The sequence below is a fragment of the Streptomyces sp. NPDC045026 genome, assembly GCF_056432625.1.
This window is the reverse complement of the sequence record NZ_JBWKIS010000020.1, coordinates 29,176-53,186: the sequence shown is the minus strand read 5'-3', so window position 1 is coordinate 53,186 and position 24,011 is coordinate 29,176. Positions and strand designations below refer to the sequence as shown.

At 71.0% G+C, this 24,011-nt stretch carries 23 protein-coding genes; 8 read left to right on the top strand and 15 right to left on the bottom strand.

The genetic code is table 11. The features are described from left to right. Positions 1-68 precede the first annotated feature (68 nt). Positions 69-1,031 (top strand): ABC transporter substrate-binding protein, encoded by a 963-nt coding sequence (locus tag AC07EJ_RS32090; protein WP_478885591.1) that lies wholly within the window; start codon positions 69-71, stop codon positions 1,029-1,031. Positions 1,032-1,065: 34 nt separating this feature from the next. Here the strand turns inward: AC07EJ_RS32090 and AC07EJ_RS32085 are convergent, their stop codons facing one another. Beyond that, entirely contained in the window at positions 1,066-2,403 is a 1,338-nt protein-coding gene (locus AC07EJ_RS32085; RefSeq protein ID WP_389483326.1) for a DUF5685 family protein, read from the bottom strand. 290 nt (positions 2,404-2,693) lie between these two features. Here AC07EJ_RS32085 and AC07EJ_RS32080 point away from each other — a divergent pair, with 290 nt between their 5' ends. After that, a complete protein-coding gene (locus AC07EJ_RS32080) occupies positions 2,694-3,146 on the top strand; it encodes a cell division protein SepF (protein WP_389483324.1) in 453 nt (150 codons plus the stop codon). A gap of 54 nt (positions 3,147-3,200) precedes the next feature. Here AC07EJ_RS32080 and AC07EJ_RS32075 read toward each other — a convergent pair whose 3' ends face one another. Then, the gene (locus tag AC07EJ_RS32075) at positions 3,201-4,832 is read right to left on the bottom strand and encodes an MFS transporter (protein WP_478885590.1); all 1,632 of its coding nucleotides are present in this window, start codon (positions 4,830-4,832) and stop codon (positions 3,201-3,203) included. A gap of 258 nt (positions 4,833-5,090) precedes the next feature. Here AC07EJ_RS32075 and AC07EJ_RS32070 point away from each other — a divergent pair, with 258 nt between their 5' ends. Together AC07EJ_RS32070 and AC07EJ_RS32065 are read left to right on the top strand one after the other, a co-directional pair. Then, a complete protein-coding gene (locus AC07EJ_RS32070; RefSeq protein WP_389483319.1) occupies positions 5,091-6,248 on the top strand; it encodes a hypothetical protein in 1,158 nt (385 codons plus the stop codon). Positions 6,249-6,510: 262 nt separating this feature from the next. Further along, positions 6,511-7,536, top strand: a complete 1,026-nt coding sequence (locus AC07EJ_RS32065) for a phosphatase PAP2 family protein (protein WP_389483316.1) — start codon at positions 6,511-6,513, stop codon at positions 7,534-7,536. A gap of 122 nt (positions 7,537-7,658) precedes the next feature. Here AC07EJ_RS32065 and AC07EJ_RS32060 read toward each other — a convergent pair whose 3' ends face one another. Then, complete coding sequence (locus AC07EJ_RS32060; protein ID WP_389483314.1) at positions 7,659-7,874, bottom strand: I78 family peptidase inhibitor; 216 nt, start codon at positions 7,872-7,874, stop codon at positions 7,659-7,661. 412 nt (positions 7,875-8,286) lie between these two features. Here AC07EJ_RS32060 and ctaD point away from each other — a divergent pair, with 412 nt between their 5' ends. Next, on the top strand, positions 8,287-9,993 hold the full coding sequence (gene ctaD, locus AC07EJ_RS32055) for an aa3-type cytochrome oxidase subunit I (RefSeq protein WP_389483311.1): 1,707 nt from the start codon (positions 8,287-8,289) through the stop codon (positions 9,991-9,993). 106 nt (positions 9,994-10,099) lie between these two features. Here ctaD and AC07EJ_RS32050 read toward each other — a convergent pair whose 3' ends face one another. From AC07EJ_RS32050 to AC07EJ_RS32040, 3 genes are all read right to left on the bottom strand, one after another. Then, entirely contained in the window at positions 10,100-10,954 is an 855-nt protein-coding gene (locus AC07EJ_RS32050) for a hypothetical protein (protein WP_478885589.1), read from the bottom strand. Then, positions 10,951-12,219 carry a glycosyltransferase family 4 protein gene (locus AC07EJ_RS32045; RefSeq protein ID WP_389483306.1) on the bottom strand — a complete coding sequence of 423 codons (1,269 nt, stop codon included), beginning with the start codon at positions 12,217-12,219 and terminating at the stop codon, positions 10,951-10,953. Before AC07EJ_RS32045 ends, AC07EJ_RS32050 begins: the two co-directional genes overlap by 4 nt. Before the next feature lie 281 nt (positions 12,220-12,500). Further along, positions 12,501-13,097, bottom strand: a complete 597-nt coding sequence (locus AC07EJ_RS32040; protein WP_389483304.1) for a LysM peptidoglycan-binding domain-containing protein — start codon at positions 13,095-13,097, stop codon at positions 12,501-12,503. Between the two features lie 433 nt (positions 13,098-13,530). On the opposite strand from AC07EJ_RS32040, the gene AC07EJ_RS32035 reads away from it, so the two are divergent. Beyond that, entirely contained in the window at positions 13,531-14,340 is an 810-nt protein-coding gene (locus AC07EJ_RS32035) for a hypothetical protein (RefSeq protein WP_478885588.1), read from the top strand. A 232-nt stretch (positions 14,341-14,572) separates the two neighbouring features. Then, positions 14,573-14,890, top strand: a complete 318-nt coding sequence (locus AC07EJ_RS32030; protein ID WP_389483298.1) for a hypothetical protein — start codon at positions 14,573-14,575, stop codon at positions 14,888-14,890. Positions 14,891-14,905: 15 nt separating this feature from the next. On the opposite strand, the gene der is transcribed toward AC07EJ_RS32030, so the two are convergent. The 6 genes from der to AC07EJ_RS32000 form a co-directional block, all read right to left on the bottom strand. Further along, positions 14,906-16,378, bottom strand: coding sequence for a ribosome biogenesis GTPase Der (gene der / locus AC07EJ_RS32025; RefSeq protein WP_389483295.1), 1,473 nt, complete (start codon positions 16,376-16,378; stop codon positions 14,906-14,908). An 80-nt stretch (positions 16,379-16,458) separates the two neighbouring features. Next, on the bottom strand, positions 16,459-17,046 hold the full coding sequence (locus tag AC07EJ_RS32020; protein WP_389483488.1) for a lysophospholipid acyltransferase family protein: 588 nt from the start codon (positions 17,044-17,046) through the stop codon (positions 16,459-16,461). A 59-nt stretch (positions 17,047-17,105) separates the two neighbouring features. Then, entirely contained in the window at positions 17,106-17,810 is a 705-nt protein-coding gene (cmk, locus tag AC07EJ_RS32015) for a (d)CMP kinase (RefSeq protein WP_389483294.1), read from the bottom strand. Positions 17,811-17,922: 112 nt separating this feature from the next. Next, positions 17,923-19,008: a prephenate dehydrogenase gene (locus AC07EJ_RS32010; RefSeq protein ID WP_393588486.1), complete on the bottom strand. Its 1,086-nt coding sequence runs from the start codon at positions 19,006-19,008 to the stop codon at positions 17,923-17,925. Continuing rightward, positions 19,005-19,367 (bottom strand): chorismate mutase, encoded by a 363-nt coding sequence (gene aroH, locus AC07EJ_RS32005; protein WP_389483290.1) that lies wholly within the window; start codon positions 19,365-19,367, stop codon positions 19,005-19,007. Before aroH ends, AC07EJ_RS32010 begins: the two co-directional genes overlap by 4 nt. A 119-nt stretch (positions 19,368-19,486) precedes the next feature. After that, positions 19,487-19,903, bottom strand: coding sequence for a YidB family protein (locus tag AC07EJ_RS32000; RefSeq protein ID WP_478885587.1), 417 nt, complete (start codon positions 19,901-19,903; stop codon positions 19,487-19,489). A gap of 202 nt (positions 19,904-20,105) precedes the next feature. On the opposite strand from AC07EJ_RS32000, the gene AC07EJ_RS31995 reads away from it, so the two are divergent. Continuing rightward, a complete protein-coding gene (locus AC07EJ_RS31995) occupies positions 20,106-20,870 on the top strand; it encodes a nucleotidyltransferase domain-containing protein (protein WP_393588489.1) in 765 nt (254 codons plus the stop codon). Positions 20,871-20,967: 97 nt separating this feature from the next. Here the strand turns inward: AC07EJ_RS31995 and AC07EJ_RS31990 are convergent, their stop codons facing one another. The 3 genes from AC07EJ_RS31990 to AC07EJ_RS31980 form a co-directional block, all read right to left on the bottom strand. Continuing rightward, a complete protein-coding gene (locus AC07EJ_RS31990) occupies positions 20,968-21,972 on the bottom strand; it encodes an ADP-ribosylglycohydrolase family protein (protein ID WP_478885586.1) in 1,005 nt (334 codons plus the stop codon). Next, entirely contained in the window at positions 21,969-22,703 is a 735-nt protein-coding gene (locus AC07EJ_RS31985; protein ID WP_389483279.1) for an NUDIX hydrolase, read from the bottom strand. Before AC07EJ_RS31985 ends, AC07EJ_RS31990 begins: the two co-directional genes overlap by 4 nt. Positions 22,704-22,800: 97 nt before the next feature. After that, positions 22,801-24,003, bottom strand: a complete 1,203-nt coding sequence (locus AC07EJ_RS31980) for a pseudouridine synthase (protein ID WP_389483276.1) — start codon at positions 24,001-24,003, stop codon at positions 22,801-22,803. Positions 24,004-24,011 lie beyond the last annotated feature (8 nt).

Sequence of the window (24,011 nt, the reverse complement as noted above, 5' to 3'; positions counted from 1 at the left end):
CGCGTACCCCTCCCCCTCTTCTCGTCCACCTGCGTGCCTGTTGTCTCCGAAGGGCAGAACTCCCCGCCATGCATATATTCTTGACGACCCATCAACGAATCCCCGCCGCGTTCGCGCTGATCACCGCGGCCACCCTGGCGCTGACCGGCTGCGGCTCCGGCGACCCCGGGGCCTCCGCGGGCGGCGCCGCGCCCGCCGGCCGGAGCGACAGGATCCCCACGACCGACGTGGTGAAGAACGTCAGGAAGGACGAGGCGGCGGCCAAGCTGCTGCCCGCCGACATCCGGGCGGGCGGCAAGCTGACCGTCGGCGCCTCCATCGGCGGCACCCCGCCCGGCGCCTTCTACCTGGAGGACGGCAGGACCGCCGCCGGCCAGGACATCGACTTCGCCGATGCCGTCGCCAAGGTCCTCGGGCTGAAGCTGAAGCGGGAGGCCGCCGGTTTCGAGGCGATCCTGCCCGCGCTCGGCAGTGGCAAGTACGACCTGGGCACAGGCAACTTCGGGGTCACGGACGAGCGGCGCCGGACGATCGACTTCGTCACGTACATCAATGACGGCCAGGGCTTCGCCGTCCGCAAGGACAGCGATCTGAAGAAGGTCACGGACCTCGGGCAGCTGTGCGGCCTGAACGTGGCGACCGGCGCGGGCACCACGTTCGAGGCGACCCTGGAGGAGAACAAGCACCTGTGCACGGACGCCGGGAAGAAGGCGTACAGCGTGAAGACGTACGCCGACCAGAGCGCGATCTGGTCGTCCCTCCAGCAGGGCAGGTCCGACGTGGTGATGAGCACCATCAACGGGCTCCGGTATGCCGTCGCCCACCAGGAGGGGCTGAAGTTCCTCAACGAGTACCACCGGCTCGACGTCGGCTTCGCCTTCAAGAAGGGCACGAAGCTGGCGCCTGCGTTCCGGGCGGCGGTGAACAAGCTGATCGCCGACGGGACGTACGACAAGATCCTGAAGAAGTGGGGCACGAGCGAGTCCGCGATCGAGAAGTCGCAGATCTCACCGCCCGAGATCAAGGACTGACCGACTCCTGACCCGGGCTCAAGGGCTCAAGGGCTCAACAGTCGCAGCAGGAGCAGCACTCACAGCATTCGCAGATGGAGCACGCCTCGCAGCAGCTGCAGTCGGTCGAGCAGCAGTCGCCGCACCAGCCGTCACGCTTCTTCCGGGACCAGGGCCCCTCGAACTCGTCGGCACAGCACACCTTGCAGGTGCAGCAGAGCCCGATCGCCGCGGCACACCCCGCGAGGAATCCGCGCTTGCCGGGCTTTGGTGGCTGAAAGGACGGCCCGCCACCGAAGCCGCCGGGCCTGCCCGGACCACCGGGACCGCCCTGCCCGCCGCCGTACGGATTCTGCGAGCCGTACGGGCCCGAGGACCCGGGCGGCACGTACGGGCCCGATCCGGTGGGCACCCAGGGGCCGGGCGCACCCGGGCCCTGTTGCGGGGTGGACGCCGACGGGGCGTGCGCGCCGTGCGAGGGTTCGGCGCCGTGCGGGACGCCGGATCCGTGGGACGCGTCGGCGCCGTGCGCGCAGCCCGACGTGCCGAAGGCGCGGTCGACCGAGCGGCGCAGTTCGTGGACGAGCAGCAGATGCGCGAGCGTGCCGTCGACGAATTCGGCCTCGCGCAGGGCGAGGCGGATGCCGCGCAGCGCGTCGTCGGCGAGGCGGCGCGCCTCGGCGAGGTCCGTGCCGGTGGCCGTGAGCGGGTTCCAGGCACCCGACGCGGCGTCAGCTTCCTTGTCCTCCACGGCGTCCAGGAGGTGAGCGAGCCGTCCGAAGAGCCGGCCGACCTCCGCGAGCGGCGCCGCGTTGCCGGGGCGTTCGGCGAGGACCGCGGTGTGCGCGAAGGCGGCGGCGGTCGCCGTCTCGGTCGGTTCGGTGACCGTGAGCACCGGAGTGCCGAGGCCGGCGAGCGCCTCGATCCCCATCTGGCGCTCCACGGCGTCGACCAGGACGGCCGTATCGAACCCCACGTCAGAACCCGTACGGGAGCCCGCCTTTCCCCACTTCGTGGCCACCCGGCGGGCCGCCGCGGCCACCGGTCTGCGGGCCAGGAGGCCGTCGCCGTCGGCGACGTGGTCACGGACCTTGGCCGAGGCGAGGACCAGCGAGACGGCCGCGGCGAGACGGGCCCCCTCGCCCTGCGCGACGGACGCGGTGCGCATCCCGCGCAGCGGACAGGGCCCCGCCGTGCGCCGTCCCCCGGCGGCGGGTTCGGCCTGAGCCTCCGTCAGAACCGAGATCAGCAAACCGTCATAGTTCGTGACAACCCTCGCGAACTGCCCGTGGTCGCCACGAAGTGCCAGGCAGAGTCCGCACAGATGAGCCATCCACTGCGCCTTGAGCCCCTCGCCGAGACGATGGCTGCAGGGCCGGACTATTCCGAACAAGACGACTCCCCCGAGGGTCCCGAAGACGTAAGCTGCGGCATCGTATCGAGGGTGCCGTTCACCCGTACGCACCGGTCGTCACCCGTACGCCGCGAAGAATCATATTTCACTCACTGTCAGCAGCCGTACGGGATACGACCCTTGGGATTCATGGGACAGCGCCGTGTTGACTCTGCACCAGTAGCGTCACGAAAACCCCGCGCGGCGACTATCCACTTGGCGCACCATCCGCATCATGGACGACCATAGGGATGCGGAACGCAGAGGAACCGCTGTGAGAGGAGGCGTCCATGGGATCGGTGCGCAAGGCGAGTGCCTGGCTTGGCCTCGTCGACGACAACGATGACGAGCGTTACTACGACGGCTACGACGACGACAGGGTCGAGGGGTCCGAGCCCCAGACCGGCGCCGCCTGGGTCACGGACCCGCGCGTGAAGGTGGCGGCCGACGCCGCCGAGGAACAGGGCCGCCGGATCGGCACGGTCACCCCGGACGGATTCCGGGACGCCCGTGGCATCGGCGAGATGTTCCGGGAAGGTGTCCCGGTCATCATCAACCTCACGGCCATGGAGCCCGGGGACGCCAAGCGCGTCGTCGACTTCGCGGCCGGGCTCACGTTCGGGCTGCGGGGTTCCATCGAGCGGGTGGCGAACCGGGTGTTCCTGCTGAGCCCTGCCGACACGCAGGTGGTCAACGGCGAGGCGGAGAGCCGTCCGACGGACGGTTTCTTCAACCAGAGCTGAGCGTCACGGGTGGGTACGGCCCGGCCCTATAGGCCGGGTCACCGCCCGCGGCCGTCACGCGACGGTGGACTCCACGCCGACCCGCTCGGGACCGCGCTGGGGCCCGATCTTCGCCGTGCCCTCCGCGTCCTGCGGGGCAGCGGCTTCGCACTCCATCCGCTTGGGCAGCCGCAGCGCGGCCACCGCGCCGAGCAGCAGGAGCCCGGCGCTGACGAACAGCGTCACGTGCAGTCCGTGGACGAAGGCGACCCGGGCGGCGCTGCGCAGCGCCTCACCGGCACTGCCGCCGAGCCGCGTCGCGACCTGGTACGCCTCGCCGAGCGAGTTGCCCGCGTCGGCGCTCGCGGATCCGGGCACGCCCGTGACGCGGGCGATCCCGGGTGCGTACGCGGCGTTCATCACCGAGCCGAGCAGGGCGATGCCCATGCCCGCGCCGAGCTGGTAGGAGGTCTCCCCGATGGCCGCGGCGCCGCCGGCGTCCTGCGCCGAGGCCTCGCTGAGCATCGACTCGTACGCCCCGAAGAGGGTGGTCTGCAGGCCGAAGCCGAGAAGGACGAAGGCGAAGGTGAGCAGCGACGGCCGGTCGTGCTGTCCCATCAGGGTGAGCATGAGCACCGCGGCCGCGGTGAGCACGAAGCCGGCCGAGACCATGCGGCGCGGGCCCAAGCGGCGCAGCTGGGACGAGCCGAGGACGCCCGCGGCCATCGCCGCGAAAGTGAGGGGCAGCAGCCGCACCCCCGTCTCCAGGGGGCTCAGGCCGAGTACCAGCTGAAGGTACTGGACGGCGATCAGCTCCAGGCCGACCAGGGCGAGCATGGCGAGGACGATGCAGCCGACCGCGGTGGAGAAGGCGGGCCTGGCGAACATCTTCATGTCGATGAGCGGATGCTCGCGGCGCTTCTGCCGCCGCACGAACACGATCAGCACGGCCACGCCGACCAGGAGGGGGCCGACGGCGGACGGGTCGAGCAGATCGCGGTCGACGCCGAGCCGCTTCACGCCGTAGACGACACCGAGCATTCCGACGGCCGCCATGAAGGCGCCGACCACGTCCCAGGGCCCGTCGGAACAGCCCTTGGACTCGGGAAGTATGAGACGGCCGAGGGGCAGCATGATGGCCATCAGCGGGATGTTGATCAGGAAGACCGAGCCCCACCAGAAATGCTCGACCATGAAGCCGCCGAGGACCGGTCCGGTGGCGGCGCCTATGGCGGCGACCGCGGACCAGACTCCGATCGCCACGGCCCGCTCGCGCCGGTCGGGGAAGACCGCGCGCAGGATCGACAGGGTCGCGGGCATGATCATCGCGCCGCCGACGCCGAGCAGCGCGCGGGCCACGATCAAGATGTGTGGTGTCGAGGCGAACACGGCGAGTGCGGAGGCCACGCCGAAGAGGCCGTAGCCGAGGAGCAGGACGCGTCTGCGGCCGACGCGGTCGCCGAGCGTGCCGAAGAGGATCAGGAGCGCCGCGCAGATCAGCGGATAGGCGTCGACGATCCAGAGCAGCTGGACGGCCGAGGGACGCAGGTCCTGGGTGACGGCGGGGACGGCGACGTGCAGCACGGTCGCGTCGAGGGCGACGAGCAGGAGGCTGGTGCACAGGACGACGAGGACGACCCAGCGGTTGGCGCCTGGCCCGGCGGTCCGCAGGCGAGAGGGCGCGGTGGCCGTGATCGTCCCGGACATATGCGTACCTCCCAGTGGTCCCTCGCGCTCGGCGGATCCGCGGGGTGGGGACTTCCCCGCGGTTGCGGCCGGAAGGAGCGGACTCCCGTGCCCACGCAACGATTGGCGAGTGAGCCGCCAGAGTACGCGAGTTCATTGCGGTGACACGTGGCGGACCTCTCATGAGCCCGGCCGCGGAGTGTGGCGTACGCCACGCTCCGCTCTTCGACCACGCACCGGCGTGCGGTCCGGTTGCGTCCGGCGCCGATAATCGACGCCGTGACCGAAGTCGACCTGCAAGAACCGCGGCGCGCCCCGGCCCGTGCGGCCGGTGCGCTGCGGCGCGCGGCGCCCGCGCTCCTTGCCTATGCCGGGGTGCGCGCCCTGGGCCTGCTCCTGCTCGCCGTGTGGAGCGCGGCGGAGGGGAAGAGCCCGCACACGCTGCTGACCGCCCGCTGGGACTCGCTCTGGTACACCCGCGTCGCTGATTTCGGCTACGGCTGGGAGGTGCGGCTGCCGGACGGCACGGTGCACTCGAACCTCGCCTTCTTCCCGCTGCTGCCGTGGCTGGAGCGACTGGTGTCGGCGGTGAGCCCGCTGTCGTACGCGGACGCGGGCCTGGTGGTGAGCTGGCTCGCGTCGCTCTGCGCGGCCTGGGGGATCTTCCTGGTGGCCGAGCTGCTGTACGGACGGCGGGCCGGCGTCTGCGCGGTCGTGCTGTGGGCGGTGCTCCCGGTCGGGATCGTGCAGTCGATGGCGTACAGCGAGTCCCTGTTCACGGCGCTCGCGGCCTGGTCGCTGTACGCGGTCCTTACGGGACGGTGGGTGAGCGCGGGGCTGCTCGCCTCGCTCGCGGGGCTGACCCGGCCGGTGGGGGCGGCGGTGGTCGCCGCGCTCTGGGCGACGGCCGCGGTCCAGGTCGTGCGGGAGAAGAGGATCTCCTGTCACATGGCCGTCGGCGTGCTGCTCGCCCCGCTGGGCGCCGCCGCGTACGTCTTTTGGGTGGGGCATCGCACGGGGGGCGGCCTCTTCGGCTATCTCGACATCCAGGGCCAGTGGGGCAACGGCTTCGACGGCGGCCTGGCCTTCGCGCGCTTCGTCGGCGACAAGTTCACGTCGTTCCCCTCGGCGCTCGCGGGGCTCGGCCTGATCGTCGGGGTCGCGCTCGTGATCTGGCTCTACGTCCTGTGCGTGCGGCGAGGTCAGCCGCTCGCGCTGCTCGTCTACTGCGGGATCGTCGTCGCGCTCGCCCTGTGCGCGTCGGGGTACTTCGGCTCGAAGCCGCGGCTGCTCCTGCCCGCCTTCCCGCTCCTGCTGCCGGTCGCGGTGGCGCTCGCCCGGCTGCGCACGAGCAGATCGGCGGCGGTGCTCGGCGGCGTGGCGGTGGCGTCGGCGGTGTACGGGGCCTTCTGGCTGAACGGGTCGGGGCCTCCTTGATCGACTCGGCGGGCCCCGGGAGGCCGGTCCGATCGCCCCGAGTGATCGGACGGGAAATTCCAAGGAAGCCGTCGGTGAACGAATTCAGGCGCGGCGAAAAACGAATGCAAGAAATGATCAATGAAATTGAAGGCGACGCCCCGGTCGGATAGTGATATCCACAGGAATAAACGCCCGGTTGAGAGCAATCCCACATCACATCGTCATCACAAACCGAGTGATTCGGCTGGGTTCGGCACTCACTCGCTGTAGCGTCGATTGGGTGCGTACCGAACGAAACCTCACCCGTCTGGAGCGGCTCTTCGCCCGCCTCGACCGTGAGCCGGAACGACCGGTCAACCTGGATGTGCCCAGGATGAGCCGGCACAGGGTCGTGCTCTTCGGAGCCACCCTGTCCTTCTATCTCGCCATCGTGGTGGCCGTGCTGATCACGTCCTGGCTGGTCACCTTCGACTGGCAGGTCATGTTCTTCCGGCCGTACCAGCAGTGGCCCGAGATCCACGCGTTCCTGGACTACTGGGTCGTGCTCGGCCAGCGTGGACCCACCGCGGTCATGGTCATGGCCTGGCTCGGCTGGCGCTCCTGGCGTCAGCACACGCTGCGGCCGCTCCTCATGTTCGGTGCCGCGCTGCTGCTCCTGAACATCACCGTGGGCGCCGCCAAGCTCGGCATGGGCCGTCTCGGCCCGCACTACGCGACCACGATCGGCTCGAACGAGATGTGGCAGGGCGGCGATATATTTCCTTCCGGCCACACCGCCAACGCCGTGGTGACCTGGGGAATCCTCGCCTATCTGGCCTCGACGCCGCGCGCCAGGCGCTGGCTGTCGGCCGCCTCCGCCGTGATCTCGCTGAGCGTCGGCCTGACCACCGTGTACCTCGGTACGCACTGGCTCAGCGACGTGTTCCTCGGCTGGGCCGCGGGTCTGCTCATCCTGCTCGCACTGCCCTGGGTCGAACCGCTGATCGCGCAGGTCGAGGCGTGGGTCTTCGCCCTGCGCGAGCTGTGGCGCAACCGCCGCTCCGGTGCGCTCCCGGCGCCCGCCCCGGCCGCCGCCACGCCCACGCTGGTTCCGCAGCGCGGCGCCCCGCCCGCATCGGAGGAGCCGCCGGTACGCGAGACCGTCGGCGCCGCACGGGCCGTGCGGCCCCCGGGACTGCTCGCCCCGGGTCCGCACACCGCGCGCTCCGAGCGCACCCCGGTCACCCCGGCCGGCAGCCGCAGGCCGCCGCACGCGGACCGGGTGCCGCGCGGCACCACGTCGGCCCGCCCGGTCGCCGGCGGCTGACCGCCGTAGGCGCGCGAGCGCCGCAGGCCGCGGGGCCGGTACGCACAGACTGATCCCCGCCCGCCGAAAGGCCCCCGGTTCCGTCACGGAACCGGGGGCCTTCGCGCTGCTTGTCGGTCCTGTCAGCCCTTCCAGCAGCGGGTCACGGTGCCGTCGGTCACCTCGAAGTTCAGCCGTCCCGCGCGGTACTCCATGGTGATGATCGCGCCCGGGGGCAGCGACCTGACCGTGGACCAGCCACGCTCACGGGCCCGCCGCTCGGCGCCGGGCGCATCGAGGCCGACGTACGTGTCGAGGGTGTCCTGGGGTTCTGCGGGAGGGGTCGGAATGGGTGCCATGACCGCCACGTTAGGCGGCCGCGCCGCCTGACACCAGGGCGGACCACACCTCGTCACCGGTCCCCCTCCGGTCACGCTTTTGTCACAGGTCCACGACACGCGTTTCACTCGAACTCCGTCACACGTACGAGGGATTCGATGCTCCTTCTGCGCATGTTCTGGGCGCGCCACGGCATAATTCCGCGACTTCACAGAAAGGGTCCGGATAACGTGCCCGGAAATAGCGCCATGACCGCGTCCGGGACCGTCCCAATTCGGATTCCCGGGCGCTCTTCAACAGTTGACGCCCCATCGGAATTGCATGAACGCGACACAGAGCTCCCGTACGCCCTCTGTCGGAGTCGGTGGGGGCGCGAGCATCATGGCGTGTGCTCGAGGCAGGCCCAGGGCGCGAGAAGCGAGGGGGCAAGCGATGGGTACGACGGACGTGCAGCGTGTGCAGCCGGCGGCAGGAGCGGCGCGGACGAAGACGCCGGGCCGGATCGTCGTGGAGTGGCTGACCACCACGGACCACAAGAAGATCGGCCACCTCTACCTGATCACGTCGTTCGCGTTCTTCCTCGCCGGCGGCGTCATGGCTCTCCTGATGCGGGCGGAGCTCGCGCGGCCCGGGCTTCAGATGCTGTCCAACGAGCAGTACAACCAGCTCTTCACGATGCACGGCACGATCATGCTGCTACTCTTCGCGACCCCGACCTTCGCGGGCTTCGCCAACGAGATCATGCCGCTGCAGATCGGCGCCCCCGACGTGGCGTTCCCCCGGCTCAACATGTTCTCGTACTGGCTGTTCCTGTTCGGCGGGCTGATCGTGATCGGCTCGCTGATGGTGCCCGGCGGGGCCGCGGACTTCGGCTGGTTCGCGTACGCCCCGCTCAACAGCCTGACGCGCTCACCGGGCATCGGGGCGGACATGTGGATCATGGGCCTGGCGCTCGCGGGCTTCGGCACGATCCTCGGCGCGGTGAACTTCCTGACGACCATCATCGGGATGCGGGCGCCCGGCATGACGATGTTCCGGATGCCGATCTTCACGTGGAACACGCTGTTCACGTCGATCCTCGTGCTGATGGCCTTCCCGGTGCTCGCCGCGGCGCTGCTCGTCCTGGAGGCGGACCGGCGCTTCGGGGCCGTGGTCTTCGAGGCCCAGTTCGGGGGTGCGCTGCTGTGGCAGCACCTCTTCTGGTTCTTCGGCCATCCGGAGGTCTACATCATCGCGCTGCCGTTCTTCGGCATCGTCTCCGAGATCCTCCCGGTCTTCAGCCGCAAGCCGATCTGGGGCTACTCGATGCTGGTCGGCGCCACGATGGCCATCACCGGTCTTTCGATCGTCGTGTGGGCGCACCACATGTTCGTGACGGGCGGGGTGCTGCTGCCGTTCTTCTCGTTCATGACGTTCCTGATCGCGGTGCCCACGGGCGTGAAGTTCTTCAACTGGATCGGGACGATGATCAACGGGTCCCTGTCCTTCGAGACCCCGATGCTGTGGTCCGTCGGCTTCCTGGTGACGTTCCTGTTCGGCGGCCTGACCGGCGTCATCCTCGCCGTGCCGCCGCTGGACTTCCATGTGACGGACTCGTACTTCGTGGTCGCGCACTTCCACTACGTCGTGTTCGGCACGGTCGCCTTCGCGACGTTCGGGGGCTTCTACTTCTGGTGGCCCAAGTTCACCGGGAAGATGCTCGACGAGCGGCTCGGGAAGATCCACTTCTGGACGCTGTTCGTCGGCTTCCACACCACGTTCCTGGTGCAGCACTGGCTCGGCGCCGAGGGCATGCCGCGGCGGTACGCGGACTATCTGGCGGCCGACGGGTTCACGGCGCTCAACACCCTGTCGACCATCGGCTCGTTCCTGCTCGGCTTCTCCACGCTGCCGTTCCTCTACAACGTCTGGAAGACGGCCAGGTACGGCGAGAAGGTCGACGTGGACGACCCGTGGGGCTACGGGCGTTCGCTGGAGTGGGCGACACCGTGTCCGGCGCCGCGGCACAACTTCCTCACGCTGCCCCGGATCCGCTCCGAGTCCCCGGCCTTCGATCTGCACCATCCGGCGTTCGCGTCGACCCGTCCGCTGAGCCGGCCCGTTCTCCAGCCCGGGTCAGACGACCCCGAGCAGTCCTGACCGCGTCCGCGAGCCGGTCCGGTGAGCCCGTCCCGGGTGAGCCCGCCGGGTTCGAGTCTGCCGGCCCTTGCGGACAGCCAGGGTCCGCAAGGGCGCCGTGCGCGGGCTACCCGGCGGCCGCGGTGGTCACGAGGACCGCCAGGTCGTTGTCGCTCGTGTAGTACGGCTCGACCGCGATCCGGCCGCGCTCGGTGTCGAGGCGCGCGGTCGGGTAGGTGAAGATCGGCTTCTTGTCGGCGACGTCGTCCAGGAGCCGGGCGACGCGTACCGCGAGTCCGTCCTCGCCCTCCGGGCGCACCCACAGGTCCCAGCGTCCCGCGTCCAGCTCCTCGTACCCGACGCGGAAGGTGAACTCCTCGCCGCTCGGCGTCAGTTCGGTGCGCAGGGCGGGCCCGCCGTCCTCGCGTGAACGTATCTCCGCGTACGCCTTGGGGGTGATCGCGGTGCCGTAGACGCGGCCGCGGACCGTCATCTCGCCGTCCGCGATGAGCAGTTCGCCCGCCTCGGCGTGCGGGGCGCGCAGCCAGCTGCGCACGGTGAGGTTGCCGTGCTTGGTCGTGTAGGGGATGCGGACGGCGACGAAGCCGCGGGAGCCGCTGGGCACGCGGTCGACGAGGGACCGCAGGTCGTTGAGGCCGGGGGCCAGGCGCTGCGGCTCCTCGCCTGCCACCTGCGCGAAGACGTCCCAGCGCCCCTCGGGCAGCCGGACGCTGCTGGGCAGCGCCGCACGGAGGCTGCCGTCGCCCGCCGGGGTCAGCGGCAGGCGCACGTCCTCGCCGCTGTCCCGCTCGGTGAGGACCAGATGGGCCGGGTCGGGCCCGCCGTGGTCCGTCACGTCGAAGGTGAGACCGCCCGCCGAGTCGGCGATGCAGTCGGCGCGGGGCACCACGGCCCCGCCCCCCACGGAAAGCTCGGACGAGGCGTCCGAGGCCGAGAAGTCTGCCGAAGCTGTCGGCGTCATGCCGTGCGCCCCTTTCTCTGTGCCGTTCCCTGGGCCGTGAACGCGGAACGCCCCGCGTCCCGCACCGCGTACGCGCCCCCGAGCAGCGCGCCGCGAGTGCGGTGCAGAAGGCCTCCGCCGCGGCGGGCCGTCAGCGAACCGAACAGCGATTCGTAGCGCTCGGCGATGTGCGCCGGGTCGAACCGCTCGGAGTCCTTGAGTGCGGCGCTCGCCATCCGGGCGCGCAGCGCGTCGTTGTTGATCAGTTCGAGGAGGCCGCCGGAGATCGCCTCGACGTTGCCCACCTCGACCAGGCGCCCGTCGACACCGTTGTCGATGATTTCGCCGGGGCCGTGCGGACAGTCGGTGGCGACCACCGGGAGGCCGCAGCGCATCGCCTCGACGATGGTCATGCCGAACGACTCCAGGCTGGAGGTGACGGCGGCGATGGAACCTTTCGCCCACTCCGGTTCGATGGGGTGGGCGGGGCCCATGAGGAACACGTGGTTGTACAGACCGAGTTCGTCGATCAGGGCGCGGAGCTTGTCCTTCTGCTTGCCGCTGCCGTAGATCCGCAGGCGCCAGTCGGGCCGCTCGGCGCGGACCCGGTCGAAGGCCCTGACCAGCAGGTCGTACCGCTTCACCGGCGCGAGCCGGCCGGCCGCGACGACCCACTTGCCCGAGCCGTCCGCCGGCTCGACGCCGGGCGCGGGCACGGGGTTCGGCACGGCCTCGATCCGTACGCCCGGCAGTCGCATCTTCGCGCGGTACGCCCGGGCGTCGGCCTCCGTGGTCGTGGTGAGCGCGTCGAGCCGCGGGTAGACCGCGCGCAACTGCCTGCGCAGCGCGGTCGGGTGACTGTCGAGCGTGAGGTGTTCCTGGCCGACGCGCAGGGGGCCGCGCCGGGTCTGGCGGGCCAGGTGCACATTGAGTCCGGGGCGGGTGCCGACGACGACATCGGCGTCGACCGCGCGCAGATGCTCGGCGATCCGGCGGTCGGTGAGCGCGTTGTACTGCTCGTAGCGGCCCTCGGCGCGCGGGAACGTCGTGGCGGGGGTGCGGTATTCGGGGCTGTCGCCCTCGTAGCCGGGTGTGCCCTTGCGGATGTCGATGAGGTGCCTGACCCGGACCCTCGGGTCGGGCCTGAAGACCGGCTCGTCGCGGTGGCGCAGGACGGAGACCACCTCGACGTCGTGCTGTTCGGCAAGCGTGTTCGCGAGGTTGTACGTCGTCCGAATCGTCCCTCCGATTCCATACGCGTTGTGAATCAGGAAAGAGATCTGCATGCGTCCCCGTATTCCACTGTTCCTCGCGGACAGTCCGTCTCGTCCGCCTACCGCATGGTTAGACAAGGGGGCGGCGGCAGAGGTTGGGCGTCATCATCATCTTGTTCCAGAACAGATGCGTGATTGAGAGACGATTCGTGGAACCTTTTGACGTTTTACGACATCAAGGCAGGTGAGAGAGGTGAGGCACCACGGAGCTGTTCGTGGCCATGTCACCCGCTTGAGTGACCCACCCGAACTGCGGCGCGGCGCCGCCCTGTTCTCCGGTGAGGCCGTCGAGCTCAGCCGAGGCTCTTGGCCGACGCCTTCGGGATGAGCAGCACCGTCCCGGCGTTGAGGCGGTCGGGGTGGGCGCCGGTCATCTGCTTGTTGGCCTTGTAGAGCGCCTGCCAGCCGCCCTTGACGCGGTAGCGCGCGGCGATCGAGCTGAGGGTCTCGCCCCACTTGACCACATGGACCCGGCCGTCGAGCTTGAGGACCTTGGAACAGACGGGCCAGGCGCGCCAGCCCTGGGTGCGCAGCACCTTCTCGGCGACCGCGATCTGCTCGGCGCGGGTCGCTAGGTCCGCGCGCGGGGCGTACACGAGCCCGCCGCCCTCCTTCCAGGTGGACTGCCGGAACTGCAGCCCTCCGTAGTAGGAGTTGCCGCTGTTGATGTGCCAGCGTCCGCTGCTCTCGCACTCGGCGAGGCAGCCCCAGGGCCAGTGGTCCTTGACGCAGTCCCTCAGATCGAGGTTCGGACGCCCGGGACCCGCGGCCGGTGGTGGCGGCGGGGCGGACGCGGCCGCGGGAGTGAGCATGGCGGCGAACAGGGCCGGCAGGGCCGCGAGAAGGAAGCGGCGTGCGGGGCGCGTACGGGCCACGGGCATGGGGCGCATCGCGTCACGCTAAGCAGGCGTTCCCCCGCCTCCGCCGTGCCGCGCCCGGCACGGACCCGGCCCCACCCGGTCGGCCCCACCGGCCGGCCATACCCGGTCGGCCCACCCAGCCGGCCGCCTCTCCCTCCACCGAAGGCGTACATCCGGCAGCGACTGTTTTCAGCCACCTGTTTCATTACGTGATTTCAGGATTTGTCGACCTGTAGGCATGCCGACCTGCGCCCTACCCTTCCTCGCCAATCTCCTTGTGTACAACGGGAGTTGATGTGGAGTGACCGATTCCGGCAGTCGGCTCGCACCGTGCGCCGGATGGGTCGATTCCGTCCCCTTCCAGGCGTGACCCCTGGCACAGATCATCCGTTGTCTCCTTTATGAGCCGGGGACCGCCCGGCCGCATTCGACGCAGCAACACACCGAATCCGAGGAGCCACCCGTGCCGCGCATGCTCGACGTCAGCGACGACGTACGCGCCGAGATCGGCGACGCAGAAGCCGACCGGCTGCTCGCCGGAGAGAACGCCCCGGGCACGTACGACTGCACGTCCTGCCGTACTCCGGGCGATTCGGAACAGGAGCGCACCAGCAGCGTCCTGTTCATCGGCGACGAGACCGCCGTCCTCGCCTTCGCCCACTCCACCTGCCTGCCCTCTCAGGTCGTCCAGGTGTCCGAGGAGCAGCTGCAGGGAGCCGTACGTTCCATCACCGGCGACGGCGGCGCACCCGCCGCCACGTCCTCCCCCGCCCCCTCGCCTTCGGCCCGGCCCGTCCCGGAGCAGGCCGTGCTCGGCGTGACCAGCGGGCTCGTCCTGATCTCCGGTGAGCTGCACCCCGCGCTCGTCGTCGAGCCGACCGGGCCGATCGCCCGTCCCGGCTCGACGGGCGGCGTCGACGAGTTCCTTACCCTCCTCGTGGAGCAGGGCTTCACGCCGACCGCCCAGGTCGGCGAGGTGCCGCCGGTGCTGTACGGCTGGTCCGTGCTGCTCGCCATGGGCCAGCTGCACGCCGTCCTCCAGCCCGGCGCCGGCGGCGCGGGTCAGGTCGCGTGGTGGCAGGCGCACCAGCCGCTGCACGTCACCGACAGCTGGCGTGCGGCGGCGAACAAGACGAACTCCGTCCTCGTCTTCGCGGCCCCGTCGGGCACGATCGGCCGCCAGCCCCGCGAGGACCTGCTCCGCGGCGCCCTCGACAAGGCCGCGGTGAACGGGCTGCTCGTCGGCGCGACGATGCCGCTGGCAGGTACGTGACGATCCGTCACCAGCCGTGGTGAGTGGCCGTGGGCCGGGCGCGCGCCCGGCCCACGGTCGTATCCGGGCCCAGGAGTCCGGCCCGCGCATCTCCCCGTGCGCCGCCCGCACCCCCGGCGGCCTGCGAAAGCGCGGTCCGGGCCGCATCCGTGAGGGTGTGCGGGTCGTTGGCACCTACGTGCACGCATACGACCCTCCTCGCCGCCCGCAGTATCCGACCCCGATCCCCGCCATGCGCGGGACGCATGAATCGGCGGGTGGCCGCTCGGCCACACCGATCTACGACGCCCTGTACTCGGAGTACCGCCGGTCCTTCCGGGCCCTGCCGGGCGACCGCAGCGGCGAGGAGAACCTCTCGTTCTCCGCGTTCGCCTCGGGCCCGTACGCCCTGCACCACAGCAGCAGCGGGCGGCACAGCGCGTCGTACCCCGAACCCCAGCACGCACACAGCTCGCCGCCGACCGCCTCCTGGCACACGAACGGGCGGCAGCACGGCTCCGGGAGCAACCTCCCTGCCGCACTGCCGCCCGGTCCACGCCGCGAGCGCTAGGCGCTGCGCGCTAGCTCACTTCTTGCGGCCGCGCTTCTCGCGCACCCGGACCGAGATGTGGATCGGCGTCCCCTCGAAACCGAACTCCTCGCGGAGGCGTCGCTCCACGTACCGGCGGTAGCCGGCCTCGATGAAGCCAGAGGCGAAGAGCACGAACCGCGGCGGCTTCGTGCCGGCCTGCGTACCGAAGAGGATGCGGGGCTGCTTGCCGCCGCGGACGGGGTGCGGGTGCGAGGCCACCAGCTCACCCAGGAACGCGTTGAGCCGGCCCGTCGGAACGCGGGTCTCCCAGCTCTCCAGAGCCGTCTCGATCGCGGGTACGAGCTTCTCCATGTGGCGCCCGGTCGTCGCCGACACGTTCACCCGGGGCGCCCACGCGACCTGCGCGAGCTCCGTCTCGATCTCGCGCTCCAGGTAGTAGCGCCGCTCCTCGTCGAGCGTGTCCCACTTGTTGTACGCGACGACGATCGCGCGGCCCGCCTCGACGGCCATCGTCACGATGCGCTGGTCCTGGATCGAGATCGGCTCGGACGAATCGATCAGGATGACCGCGACCTCCGCCTTCTCGACGGCGGCTGCCGTGCGCAGGGAGGCGTAGTAGTCCGCGCCCTGCTGGAGGTGGACCCGCTTGCGGATGCCCGCCGTGTCGACGAACTTCCAGGTCTTGCCGCCGAGCTCGATGAGCTCGTCGACCGGGTCGCGCGTGGTGCCCGCCAGCTCGTTCACGACGACGCGGTCCTCGTTCGCCACCTTGTTCAGGAGGGAGGACTTGCCGACGTTCGGGCGGCCGATGAGGGCGACGCGGCGGGGGCCGCCGATCGCGGTGCCGAAGGTCTGCGCCGGGGCGTCGGGGAGCGCCTCGATGACGGCGTCCAGCATGTCGCCGGTGCCGCGGCCGTGCAGAGCCGACACCGGGTACGGCTCGCCGAGACCGAGGGACCACAGCGCGGTGGCATCCGCCTCGCCGCTCGGACCGTCCACCTTGTTGGCGCACAGCACGACCGGCTTGCCGGCCTTGCGCAGCAGCCGGACGACCGCGAGGTCGGTGTCCGTCGGGCCGACCGTCGCGTCGACGACGAAGACGACGGCGTCGGCGGTCTCGATCGCGTACTCGGCCTGCGCGGCCACGGACGCGTCGATGCCGAGGACGTCCTGCTCCCAGCCGCCGGTGTCGACGAGCCGGAAGCGGCGGCCCGCCCACTCGGCGTCGTACGAGACGCGGTCGCGGGTGACGCCCGGCTTGTCCTCGACGACGGCCTCGCGGCGGCCGATGATGCGGTTCACCAGGGTCGACTTGCCGACATTGGGGCGGCCGACGACGGCGAGGGCGGGCAGCGGACCGTGGCCCGCCTCCTCGATCGCGCCCTCGACGTCCTCGATGTCGAAGCCCTCTACCGCGGCGAGCTCCATGAACTCCGCGTACTCCGCGTCGCCAAGGGCCCCGTGCTCGTGTTCGGCCGAGCCCTCCGGCTGGATCTGGTCGTTCATGAAGTCCGTACCTCGTCGTTCATCGTGGTGATCGGTGGACCGTCTGATCGCTTACGGCGGTCCACTACTGAAAGTCTCGCTCAGTGCCCGGTGAGGCGCCTGGCGTTTTCCAGGTGGGTGGTGAGCCGCTCCTGGATGCGCACGGTCGCCTCGTCCAGCGCCTTGCGCGTGCGCCGCCCGCTGCCGTCGCCCGCCGGGAACGGGTCCCCGAAGACGACGTCGACGCGGCTGCGCAGCGGCGGCAGCGCCTTTATCAGCCGGCCGCGCTTCTTCGTGCTTCCCAGCACCGCAACCGGCACGATGGGCGCCCCGCTGCGCACGGCGAAGTAGGCGAGGCCGGCCCGCAGGGAGGCGAAGTCGCCGCCCCCTCGGGTGCCCTCGGGGAAGATCCCGAGGACGCCCCCCTCGTCGAGCACGCTCAGCGCACGCGTGATCGCCGTACGGTCCGCCGTCGACCGGTCCACCTCGACCTGGCCGATGGCGCCCAGGAACGTGCCGAGCGGTCCGATGAACGCTTCCTTCTTGATCAGGAAGTGGGTCGGCCTGGGCGCGACGCCCATGACCATCGGCCCGTCGACGTTGTGCGCGTGGTTGACGGCCAGGATCACCGGGCCGGTCGCGGGGACCTTCCAGGCGCCGAGGACACGGGGCTTCCACAGCCCGTACATGAGGCCGACCCCGATGCGGCGGCCGACCTCCGCGCCTCTTTCCGAGGGGGAAGGCGCGGTCACTTCGCTGCCTGCTTCTCCCCGATGAGGGTCACGACGCACTCGATGACCTGCTGGAGCGTGAGCTCGGAGGTGTCCACCTCGACGGCGTCGTCGGCCTTGGCCAGCGGGGACGTCTTGCGGCTGGAGTCCGCGGCGTCCCGCTTGATCAGGGCCTCCTGGGTCGCCTTCACGTCGGAGCCCTTGAGCTCACCGCTGCGGCGGGCCGCGCGGGCCTCCGGCGAAGCGGTGAGGAAGATCTTCAGGTCGGCGTCGGGCAGGACGGTCGTACCGATGTCACGGCCCTCGACGACGATGCCCTGCTCCGCCGAGGCGGCGATGGAGCGCTGCAGCTCGGTGATGCGGGCACGCACCTCGGGGACGGCGCTGACGGCGCTGACCTTCGAGGTGACCTCGGTGGTGCGGATGGGAGCGGCGACGTCGGTGCCGTCGACCGTGATCGTCGGGGCGGACGGGTCGGTGCCGGAGACGATCTCGGCCTTGCCGGCCACGGCGGCGATGGCCGTCGGGTCGGTCAGGTCTATGCCGTTGTTCACCATCCACCAGGTGATCGCCCGGTACTGGGCGCCGGTGTCCAGGTAGCTGAGGCCGAGCTGGGCGGCGACGGCCTTCGAGGTGCTCGACTTGCCCGTGCCGGAGGGCCCGTCGATGGCGACGATCACTGCTGCCGGGGCTGCGGTTGCGGCGGTTGCGGCGGTTTCCACGGGGCTGCGGACACCTTTCTCAGTGCACGGGACAGGGAGGCGGGGCGCGAAGGCGCCCCGCACAAGGTTACTGGCTCAAGCACCCTGCCCTTACAGCCCCTGGGGACAGGCCCTACTGGCGCATCGCCCAGCCGCGGTCGCGCAGCGCCGCCGTCAGCTTCGGGGCCGCGGCCGGCTGGACCAGCAGCTGGACGAAGCCCGCCTGCTGGCCGGTCGCGTGCTCGATACGGACGTCCTCGACGTTGACCCCCGCGGCACCCGCGTCGGCGAAGATCCGGGCCAGCTCGCCGGGCTGGTCGGAGATGAGAACCGCCACGGTGTCGTACGCAGCCGGGGCCGCGCCGTGCTTCCCGGGGACGCGGACCTGGCCCGCGTTCCCACGGCGCAGGACGTCCTCGATGCCGGTGACGCCCTCGCTCCGCTTCGCCTCGTCCGACGACTGGAGGGAGCGCAGGGCGCTCACCGTCTCGTCGAGGTCGGCGGAGACCGCGGAGAGCAGGTCGGCGACCGGGCCCGGGTTCGCGGAGAGGATGTCGATCCACATGCGGGGGTCGGAGCCCGCGATGCGCGTCACATCCCGGATGCCCTGGCCGCACAGGCGTACGGCCGACTCCTCGGCGTGCTCGAGGCGCGCCGCGACCATGCTGGAGAGCAAGTGCGGCATGTGGGAGACGAGAGCGACGGCGCGGTCGTGGGCGTCCGCGTCCATGACGACGGGGACGGCGCGGCACAGCGCGACCAGTTCCAGGGCGAGGTTCAGGACCTCGGTGTCGGTGTCGCGGGTGGGGGTCAGCACCCAGGGGCGGCCCTCGAAGAGATCCGCGGTGGCCGCCAGGGGCCCGCTGCGCTCGCGGCCCGACATGGGGTGCGTACCGATGTAGGGGCTGAGGTCGAGGCCGAGTGCCTCGAGATCGCGGCGCGGGCCGCCCTTGACGCTGGCGACGTCGAGGTATCCGCGGGCCACCCCCCGGTCCATCGCGTCGGCGAGGGTCGTCGCGACGTGCGCGGGCGGCACGGCGACCACGCACAGGTCTACGGGTCCCTCGGGCGCCTCGTCCGTGCCCGCTCCGAGCGCGGCGGCGGTGCTGGCCTGCGTCGGGTCGTGGTCGGCGAGGTACACCTGCACGCCGCGCGAGGCGAGCGCCTGGGCGGCGGAGGTGCCGATGAGGCCGGTGCCGATGACAAGGGCGGTTCTCACTGGGCGATGTCCTTGCGCAGGGCGGCGGCGGCGCCGAGGTACACATGCGCGATCCCCGGCTTCGGCAGCTCGGACTCGATGTGGGCGAGGACGCGTACGACCCGCGGCAGCGCGCCCTCGATGTCGAGTTCCTGCGCACAGATCAGCGGCACGTCGACGATGCCCAGCTTGCGCGCGGCGGCCGCCGGGAAGTCGGAGTGCAGATCGGGCGTGGCCGTGAACCAGATCGAGATCAGGTCCTCGGAGGTCAGTCCGTTCCGCTCAAGGATGGCGGTGAGCAACTCGCTGACCTGCTCGTCCATGTGTCCGGCTTCGTCCCGATCGAGTTGGACGGCGCCCCGGACCGCTCGTACCGCCACGGTGTCGCTCCTTGCTTGCGTACGTACAGGCTGCTGACGTGCCAAGCCTAGTCAGCCCCGCGGACACCGGCGCGCGGCGCCCGCCTGCCGAGACGGACGCCGCGCAGGGATGCGGTACGTCAGAGCTTCTGCTCCTTGACCAGCTCGTCGAGCGAGACGCTCGGTACCTGGCCCTCCGGGGTCAGCTTGTCGACGGCCGTGGGCAGGGCCTTCGCGATGTCGTGCGCCGCCTGGTCCGGGCTGACGCCCGACTCGGCCGCCACCTTCTGGAGCGTGGCGTCCGGCAGGGCCTCCTTGACCTGGTCCGGGGTCACCTGCTCGTTCGCGCCGGTGCCGACCCAGGAATTCGCCTGCCCGCCGAGGCCCGACTTGGCGAGCGTCTCCAGGAGGCCGCCCAGCGGGTTGCCGCCCGCGGAGCCGCCCTGCCCCTGGGTGAACGCCGCCAGGAGCGAGGTGAGGACCCCGCCCGCCGAGCCGCCCGCCTTGTCACCGAGGAGGCCGCTGAGCAGGCTTCCCAGATCGTTGTTACCCGCCATGGTCACGCCTTTCGGAACGTTCTTGGAGTCTTGCGCGGGCCCACTTCTGGAGTCCACGGACCATGCCAATGTGACCCGAACCACACTCGGTCGCCACTCAGGCAGCACTGGCCGGCCCGCCCTCCGGAAGATCCCTGGCGCCAGATCAACGGCGCCGGAAATTCAGTCCGCCCCGGCCGGACACGGCCCGTACGCTCCGTCCATGACTGAGGCCCTGGACCTGGTGCGCGACCACACGATCTACTCCTGCGTGATGGGTTCGCGGGCGTTCGGCCTGGCCACGGACGGCAGCGACACCGACCGCCGGGGCGTCTACGTGGCGCCGACGCGGATGTTCTGGCGGTTCGAGAAGCCGCCGACGCATGTCGACGGCCCGGCGGACGAGCAGTTCTCCTGGGAGCTCGAGCGCTTCTGCGAGCTCGCCCTGCGGGCCAATCCGAACATCCTGGAGTGCCTGCACTCACCGCTCGTGGAGCACGTCACCGACACCGGCCGCGAACTGCTCGACCTGCGCGAGGCGTTCCTGTCCCAGCAGGTCCACGCCACGTTCACCGGTTACGCGCTGGGCCAGCGCAAGAAGCTCGACGCGGATGTCCGGCAGTACGGCGCCCCGCGCTGGAAGCACGCGATGCATCTGCTGCGCCTCCTCGCCTCCTGCCGCGACCTGCTCCGCACCGGCCGGCTGACCCTCGACGTCGGCGAGGACCGCGAGGGGCTCCTCTCGGTCAGGCGGGGCGAGGTCTCCTGGGACGACGTGGTGGCCCGGATGGCACGCCTGGGCGCCGAGGCGGAGGAGGCGGCCACCCGCACCCCGCTGCCGGCCGAGCCGGACCGGGCGCGGGTGGCGGACTTCCTGTTCGACGTCCGGCGGGCGTCAGCCCTTCAGCCGGAGCCGTACGACGAGGTCGTGCAGGGCGTCGTGGACGGTCGGGGCGTCGTGGACGGTCGGGGCGTCCGGCAGCACTGAGCCCTCCTGCGCTGGTCGAGGACGGCGTGCAGCGCCTCTATGTCGTCGGCCACGCGCGCGTGGCCGACGACGGCCGCCCCGTGCTCGACCTCAGCATTCAAGCGTCCCAGAGCGCCCCGAGCGACAGCAGGTCGCTGCGGTACTCGATGCGTTCCGACCAGTCCGCCGGCCACACCTCGTCGCCCAGGTACGCCCCGGCGAACGCCCCGGTCAGGCAGGCGATCGAGTCCGAGTCGCCCGAGGTGCAGGCGGCACGGCGCAGGGCGGTGACGGGTTCGTCGACGAAGAGCAGGAAGCAGAGCAGGCCCGTGGCGAGCGCCTCCTCGGCGATCCAGCCCGCCCCGGTGGCCAGGCAGGGGTCGGTCTCGGGCGACGGCGAGGCCAGCGCCTCCTGGAGCCGTTCGAGCGCGGCCAGGCAGTCGTCCCAGCCGCGCGCGATGAAGTGCTCCGGGCTCGGATCGGCGGCCTGCGCCCACAGGTCGCCGAGCCAGGGCTCGTGGTATTTCTGCCGGTTCTCGTACGCGTACGAGCGCAGCATCCCGACGAGGCCGGTCGGCTCCGCGCCCTGCGCCAGGAGGTGGACGACATGCGCGGTGAGGTCGGACGCGGCGAGGGCCGTGGGGTGGCCGTGGGTGAGTGCGGACTGCAACTGGGCGGCGCCCGCGCGCTGTTCGCCGCTGAGGCCGGGGGCGAGGCCGACCGGCGCGACGCGCATGTTGGCGCCGCAGCCCTTGGACCCGATGCGGCTGGCCTCCTGCCAGGGCCTGCCGCGCGTGAGGAGGTCGCAGGCCTGGAGGCAGGTGTTGCCGGGGGCGCGGTTGTTCTCCGGTGACTGGTACCAGTCGATGAACTCCTCGCGCACGGGCCGGGTCATACGCAGGGGCGCGAGCACGCCGCGGTCCATCGCGGTACGCAGACCGCGCCCCAGGGCGAGTGTCATCTGTGTGTCGTCGGTGACGATCGCGGGCTTGGGCAGGGCCATCTGCCGCCAGGGACCGAACTTGGCGAGGATCGAAGGGACGTCGTTGAACTCGGTCGGGAAGCCGAGCGCGTCCCCCAGGGCGAGCCCTACGAGAGAGCCGGTCGCCGCACGCTTCTTCATGAGGGTCGTCCTTCCGCGAGGGGCCTGAGCAGGGGCGGGTGCAGGGCGGTGGCGGGCCCGGCCTTGTACAGCGCGGCGGGTTTGCCGCGGCCGCCGGTGAGCCGGGCGGCGCCGTGCACCGGTTCGACGAACCCAGGAGTCGCGAGGACCTTGCGTCGGAAGTTCGCGGGGTCGAGCCCGGCGCCCCACACCGCTTCGTAGACCCCGCGCAGCTCGCCGAGGGTGAACTCGGGCCGGCAGAAGGCGGTGGCCAGACAGGTGTTCTCGATGCGGGCGCCTACGCTGTCGTGCGCGTCGGCGAGGATCCGGTCGTGGTCGAAGGCGAGCGGCCCGTACGCGCCCGTGCCGTACGGCAGCCAGTCCGCGCGGGCGGCGTCACCGCCCCCGCGCACCTCGGGCGGGTCGGGCACGAGGGCCGCGAACGCGACGGAGACGACCCGCATACGGGGATCGCGGTCCGGGTCGCTGTAGGTGCGCAGCTGTTCCAGGTGCAGTCCGGTGACGTCGGACAGGCCGGTCTCCTCGGCCAGTTCGCGCGCCGCCGCCGTCTCGGCCGACTCGTCGGGCAGGACGAAGCCCCCGGGCAGCGCCAGTCGTCCCACGTACGGGTCCTGCCCCCGCTCGACGAGCAGCACCCTCAGCGCGCCGTCCCGGATCGTGAAGACGGCCAGATCGACGGTGACGGCGAAGGGCTCGAAGGCGTGCTTGTCATAGCCCCGCACGCACACCACCCCCTCTCTTTATGGTCTTACCGACTATAAAGAGAGGGGGTGGTGCACACAAGAGGCGGGCCGCTGCCGGGACCGGGCCGCAGCCCGGACAGGGCTCCTAGAGGTCGACTTCCTGCATCAGCATGCCGACCTCGGTGTTGGACATGCGTCGCAGCCAGCCCGACTTCTGGTCGCCCAGCGCGATCGGCCCGAAGGACACCCGCACCAGCTTGTCGACCGGGAACCCGGCTTCCGCGAGCATGCGCCGCACGATGTGCTTGCGCCCCTCGTGCAGGGTGACCTCGACGAGGTAGTTCTTGCCGGTCTGCTCGACGACGCGGAAGTGGTCCGCCTTCGCGTACCCGTCCTCCAGCTGGATGCCGTCCTTGAGCTGCTTGCCCAGGTCGCGCGGGATCGGGCCCACGATGTGCGCGAGGTAGGTCTTCTTCACGCCGTACTTGGGGTGAGTGAGGCGGTGGGCCAGCTCTCCGTGGTTGGTGAGCAGGATGATGCCCTCGGTCTCCGTGTCGAGCCGCCCGACGTGGAACAGCCGCGTCTCGCGGTTGTTCGTGTAGTCACCCAGGCACTGCCGGCCGTCGGGGTCCTCCATGGTGGAGACAACACCGGCCGGCTTGTTCAGCGCGAAGAACTGGTACGACTGCGTGGCCACGGTCAGGCCGTCGACCTTGATCTCGTCCTTCTCCGTGTCGACGCGCAGACCCTGCTCCAGCACGATCTGGCCGTTGACCTCGACCCTGGCCTGCTCGACGAGCTCCTCGCAGGCACGCCGGGAACCGTAACCGGCCCGCGCGAGCACCTTCTGGAGCCGCTCGCCCTCCTGCTCGGCGCCCGGGAAGGTCTTGGGGGTCTTGACCGTGGGCTTGCCCGCGTACCGGTCGCGGTTGCGCTCCTCCTGGCGGACGTCGTACTCCCGCGAGGTCGACGGGGCGCTGCCCCGACCGCTGCCGCGGGCGCCGGTGCCCTGGGAGGTGCGGGGGCCGCCCTTGGCGCCGCCGCGCGCTGCCGCGCCCCGGCCCCTCTTCGGCCCGCCGTCGGCGGGGCTCACGTCGTAGCGCCGCTCCTCGGGGCGCGGCTTGCTCGGCCGGCCCTGCTGCTTGTCGTCACGGTCGTTGCCGGCGCCCCGGTAGTTTCCGCGGCCGCCGCCACCGCTGCTGCCGCCGCGGCCACTGCCGCCACCGCTGCCGCCTCGGCCGCCGTCGCTCCGGCCGCCGCCACCGCTGCTGCCGCGGCCGCCGCTGTTGCCACCACGGCTCCCGCCGTTGTTTCCGCTGCTGTTCCTGCCGCTGCTGCTGCTTCGCATCAAAAGTT

What these genes read in the sequence shown, in the direction of transcription:
- AC07EJ_RS32090 (WP_478885591.1), top strand. Translation starts at nt 69, where the DNA reads ATGCATATATTCTTGACGACCCATCAACGAATCCCCGCCGCGTTCGCG.
- AC07EJ_RS32080 (WP_389483324.1), top strand. Translation starts at nt 2,694, where the DNA reads ATGGGATCGGTGCGCAAGGCGAGTGCCTGGCTTGGCCTCGTCGACGAC.
- AC07EJ_RS32075 (WP_478885590.1), bottom strand. Translation starts at nt 4,832, where the DNA reads ATGTCCGGGACGATCACGGCCACCGCGCCCTCTCGCCTGCGGACCGCC.
- AC07EJ_RS32060 (WP_389483314.1), bottom strand. Translation starts at nt 7,874, where the DNA reads ATGGCACCCATTCCGACCCCTCCCGCAGAACCCCAGGACACCCTCGAC.
- ctaD (WP_389483311.1), top strand. Translation starts at nt 8,287, where the DNA reads ATGGGTACGACGGACGTGCAGCGTGTGCAGCCGGCGGCAGGAGCGGCG.
- AC07EJ_RS32050 (WP_478885589.1), bottom strand. Translation starts at nt 10,954, where the DNA reads ATGACGCCGACAGCTTCGGCAGACTTCTCGGCCTCGGACGCCTCGTCC.
- AC07EJ_RS32045 (WP_389483306.1), bottom strand. Translation starts at nt 12,219, where the DNA reads ATGCAGATCTCTTTCCTGATTCACAACGCGTATGGAATCGGAGGGACG.
- AC07EJ_RS32040 (WP_389483304.1), bottom strand. Translation starts at nt 13,097, where the DNA reads ATGCGCCCCATGCCCGTGGCCCGTACGCGCCCCGCACGCCGCTTCCTT.
- AC07EJ_RS32030 (WP_389483298.1), top strand. Translation starts at nt 14,573, where the DNA reads ATGCGCGGGACGCATGAATCGGCGGGTGGCCGCTCGGCCACACCGATC.
- der (WP_389483295.1), bottom strand. Translation starts at nt 16,378, where the DNA reads ATGAACGACCAGATCCAGCCGGAGGGCTCGGCCGAACACGAGCACGGG.
- AC07EJ_RS32020 (WP_389483488.1), bottom strand. Translation starts at nt 17,046, where the DNA reads ATGTACGGGCTGTGGAAGCCCCGTGTCCTCGGCGCCTGGAAGGTCCCC.
- AC07EJ_RS32000 (WP_478885587.1), bottom strand. Translation starts at nt 19,903, where the DNA reads ATGGCGGGTAACAACGATCTGGGAAGCCTGCTCAGCGGCCTCCTCGGT.
- AC07EJ_RS31995 (WP_393588489.1), top strand. Translation starts at nt 20,106, where the DNA reads ATGACTGAGGCCCTGGACCTGGTGCGCGACCACACGATCTACTCCTGC.
- AC07EJ_RS31990 (WP_478885586.1), bottom strand. Translation starts at nt 21,972, where the DNA reads ATGAAGAAGCGTGCGGCGACCGGCTCTCTCGTAGGGCTCGCCCTGGGG.
- AC07EJ_RS31980 (WP_389483276.1), bottom strand. Translation starts at nt 24,003, where the DNA reads ATGCGAAGCAGCAGCAGCGGCAGGAACAGCAGCGGAAACAACGGCGGG.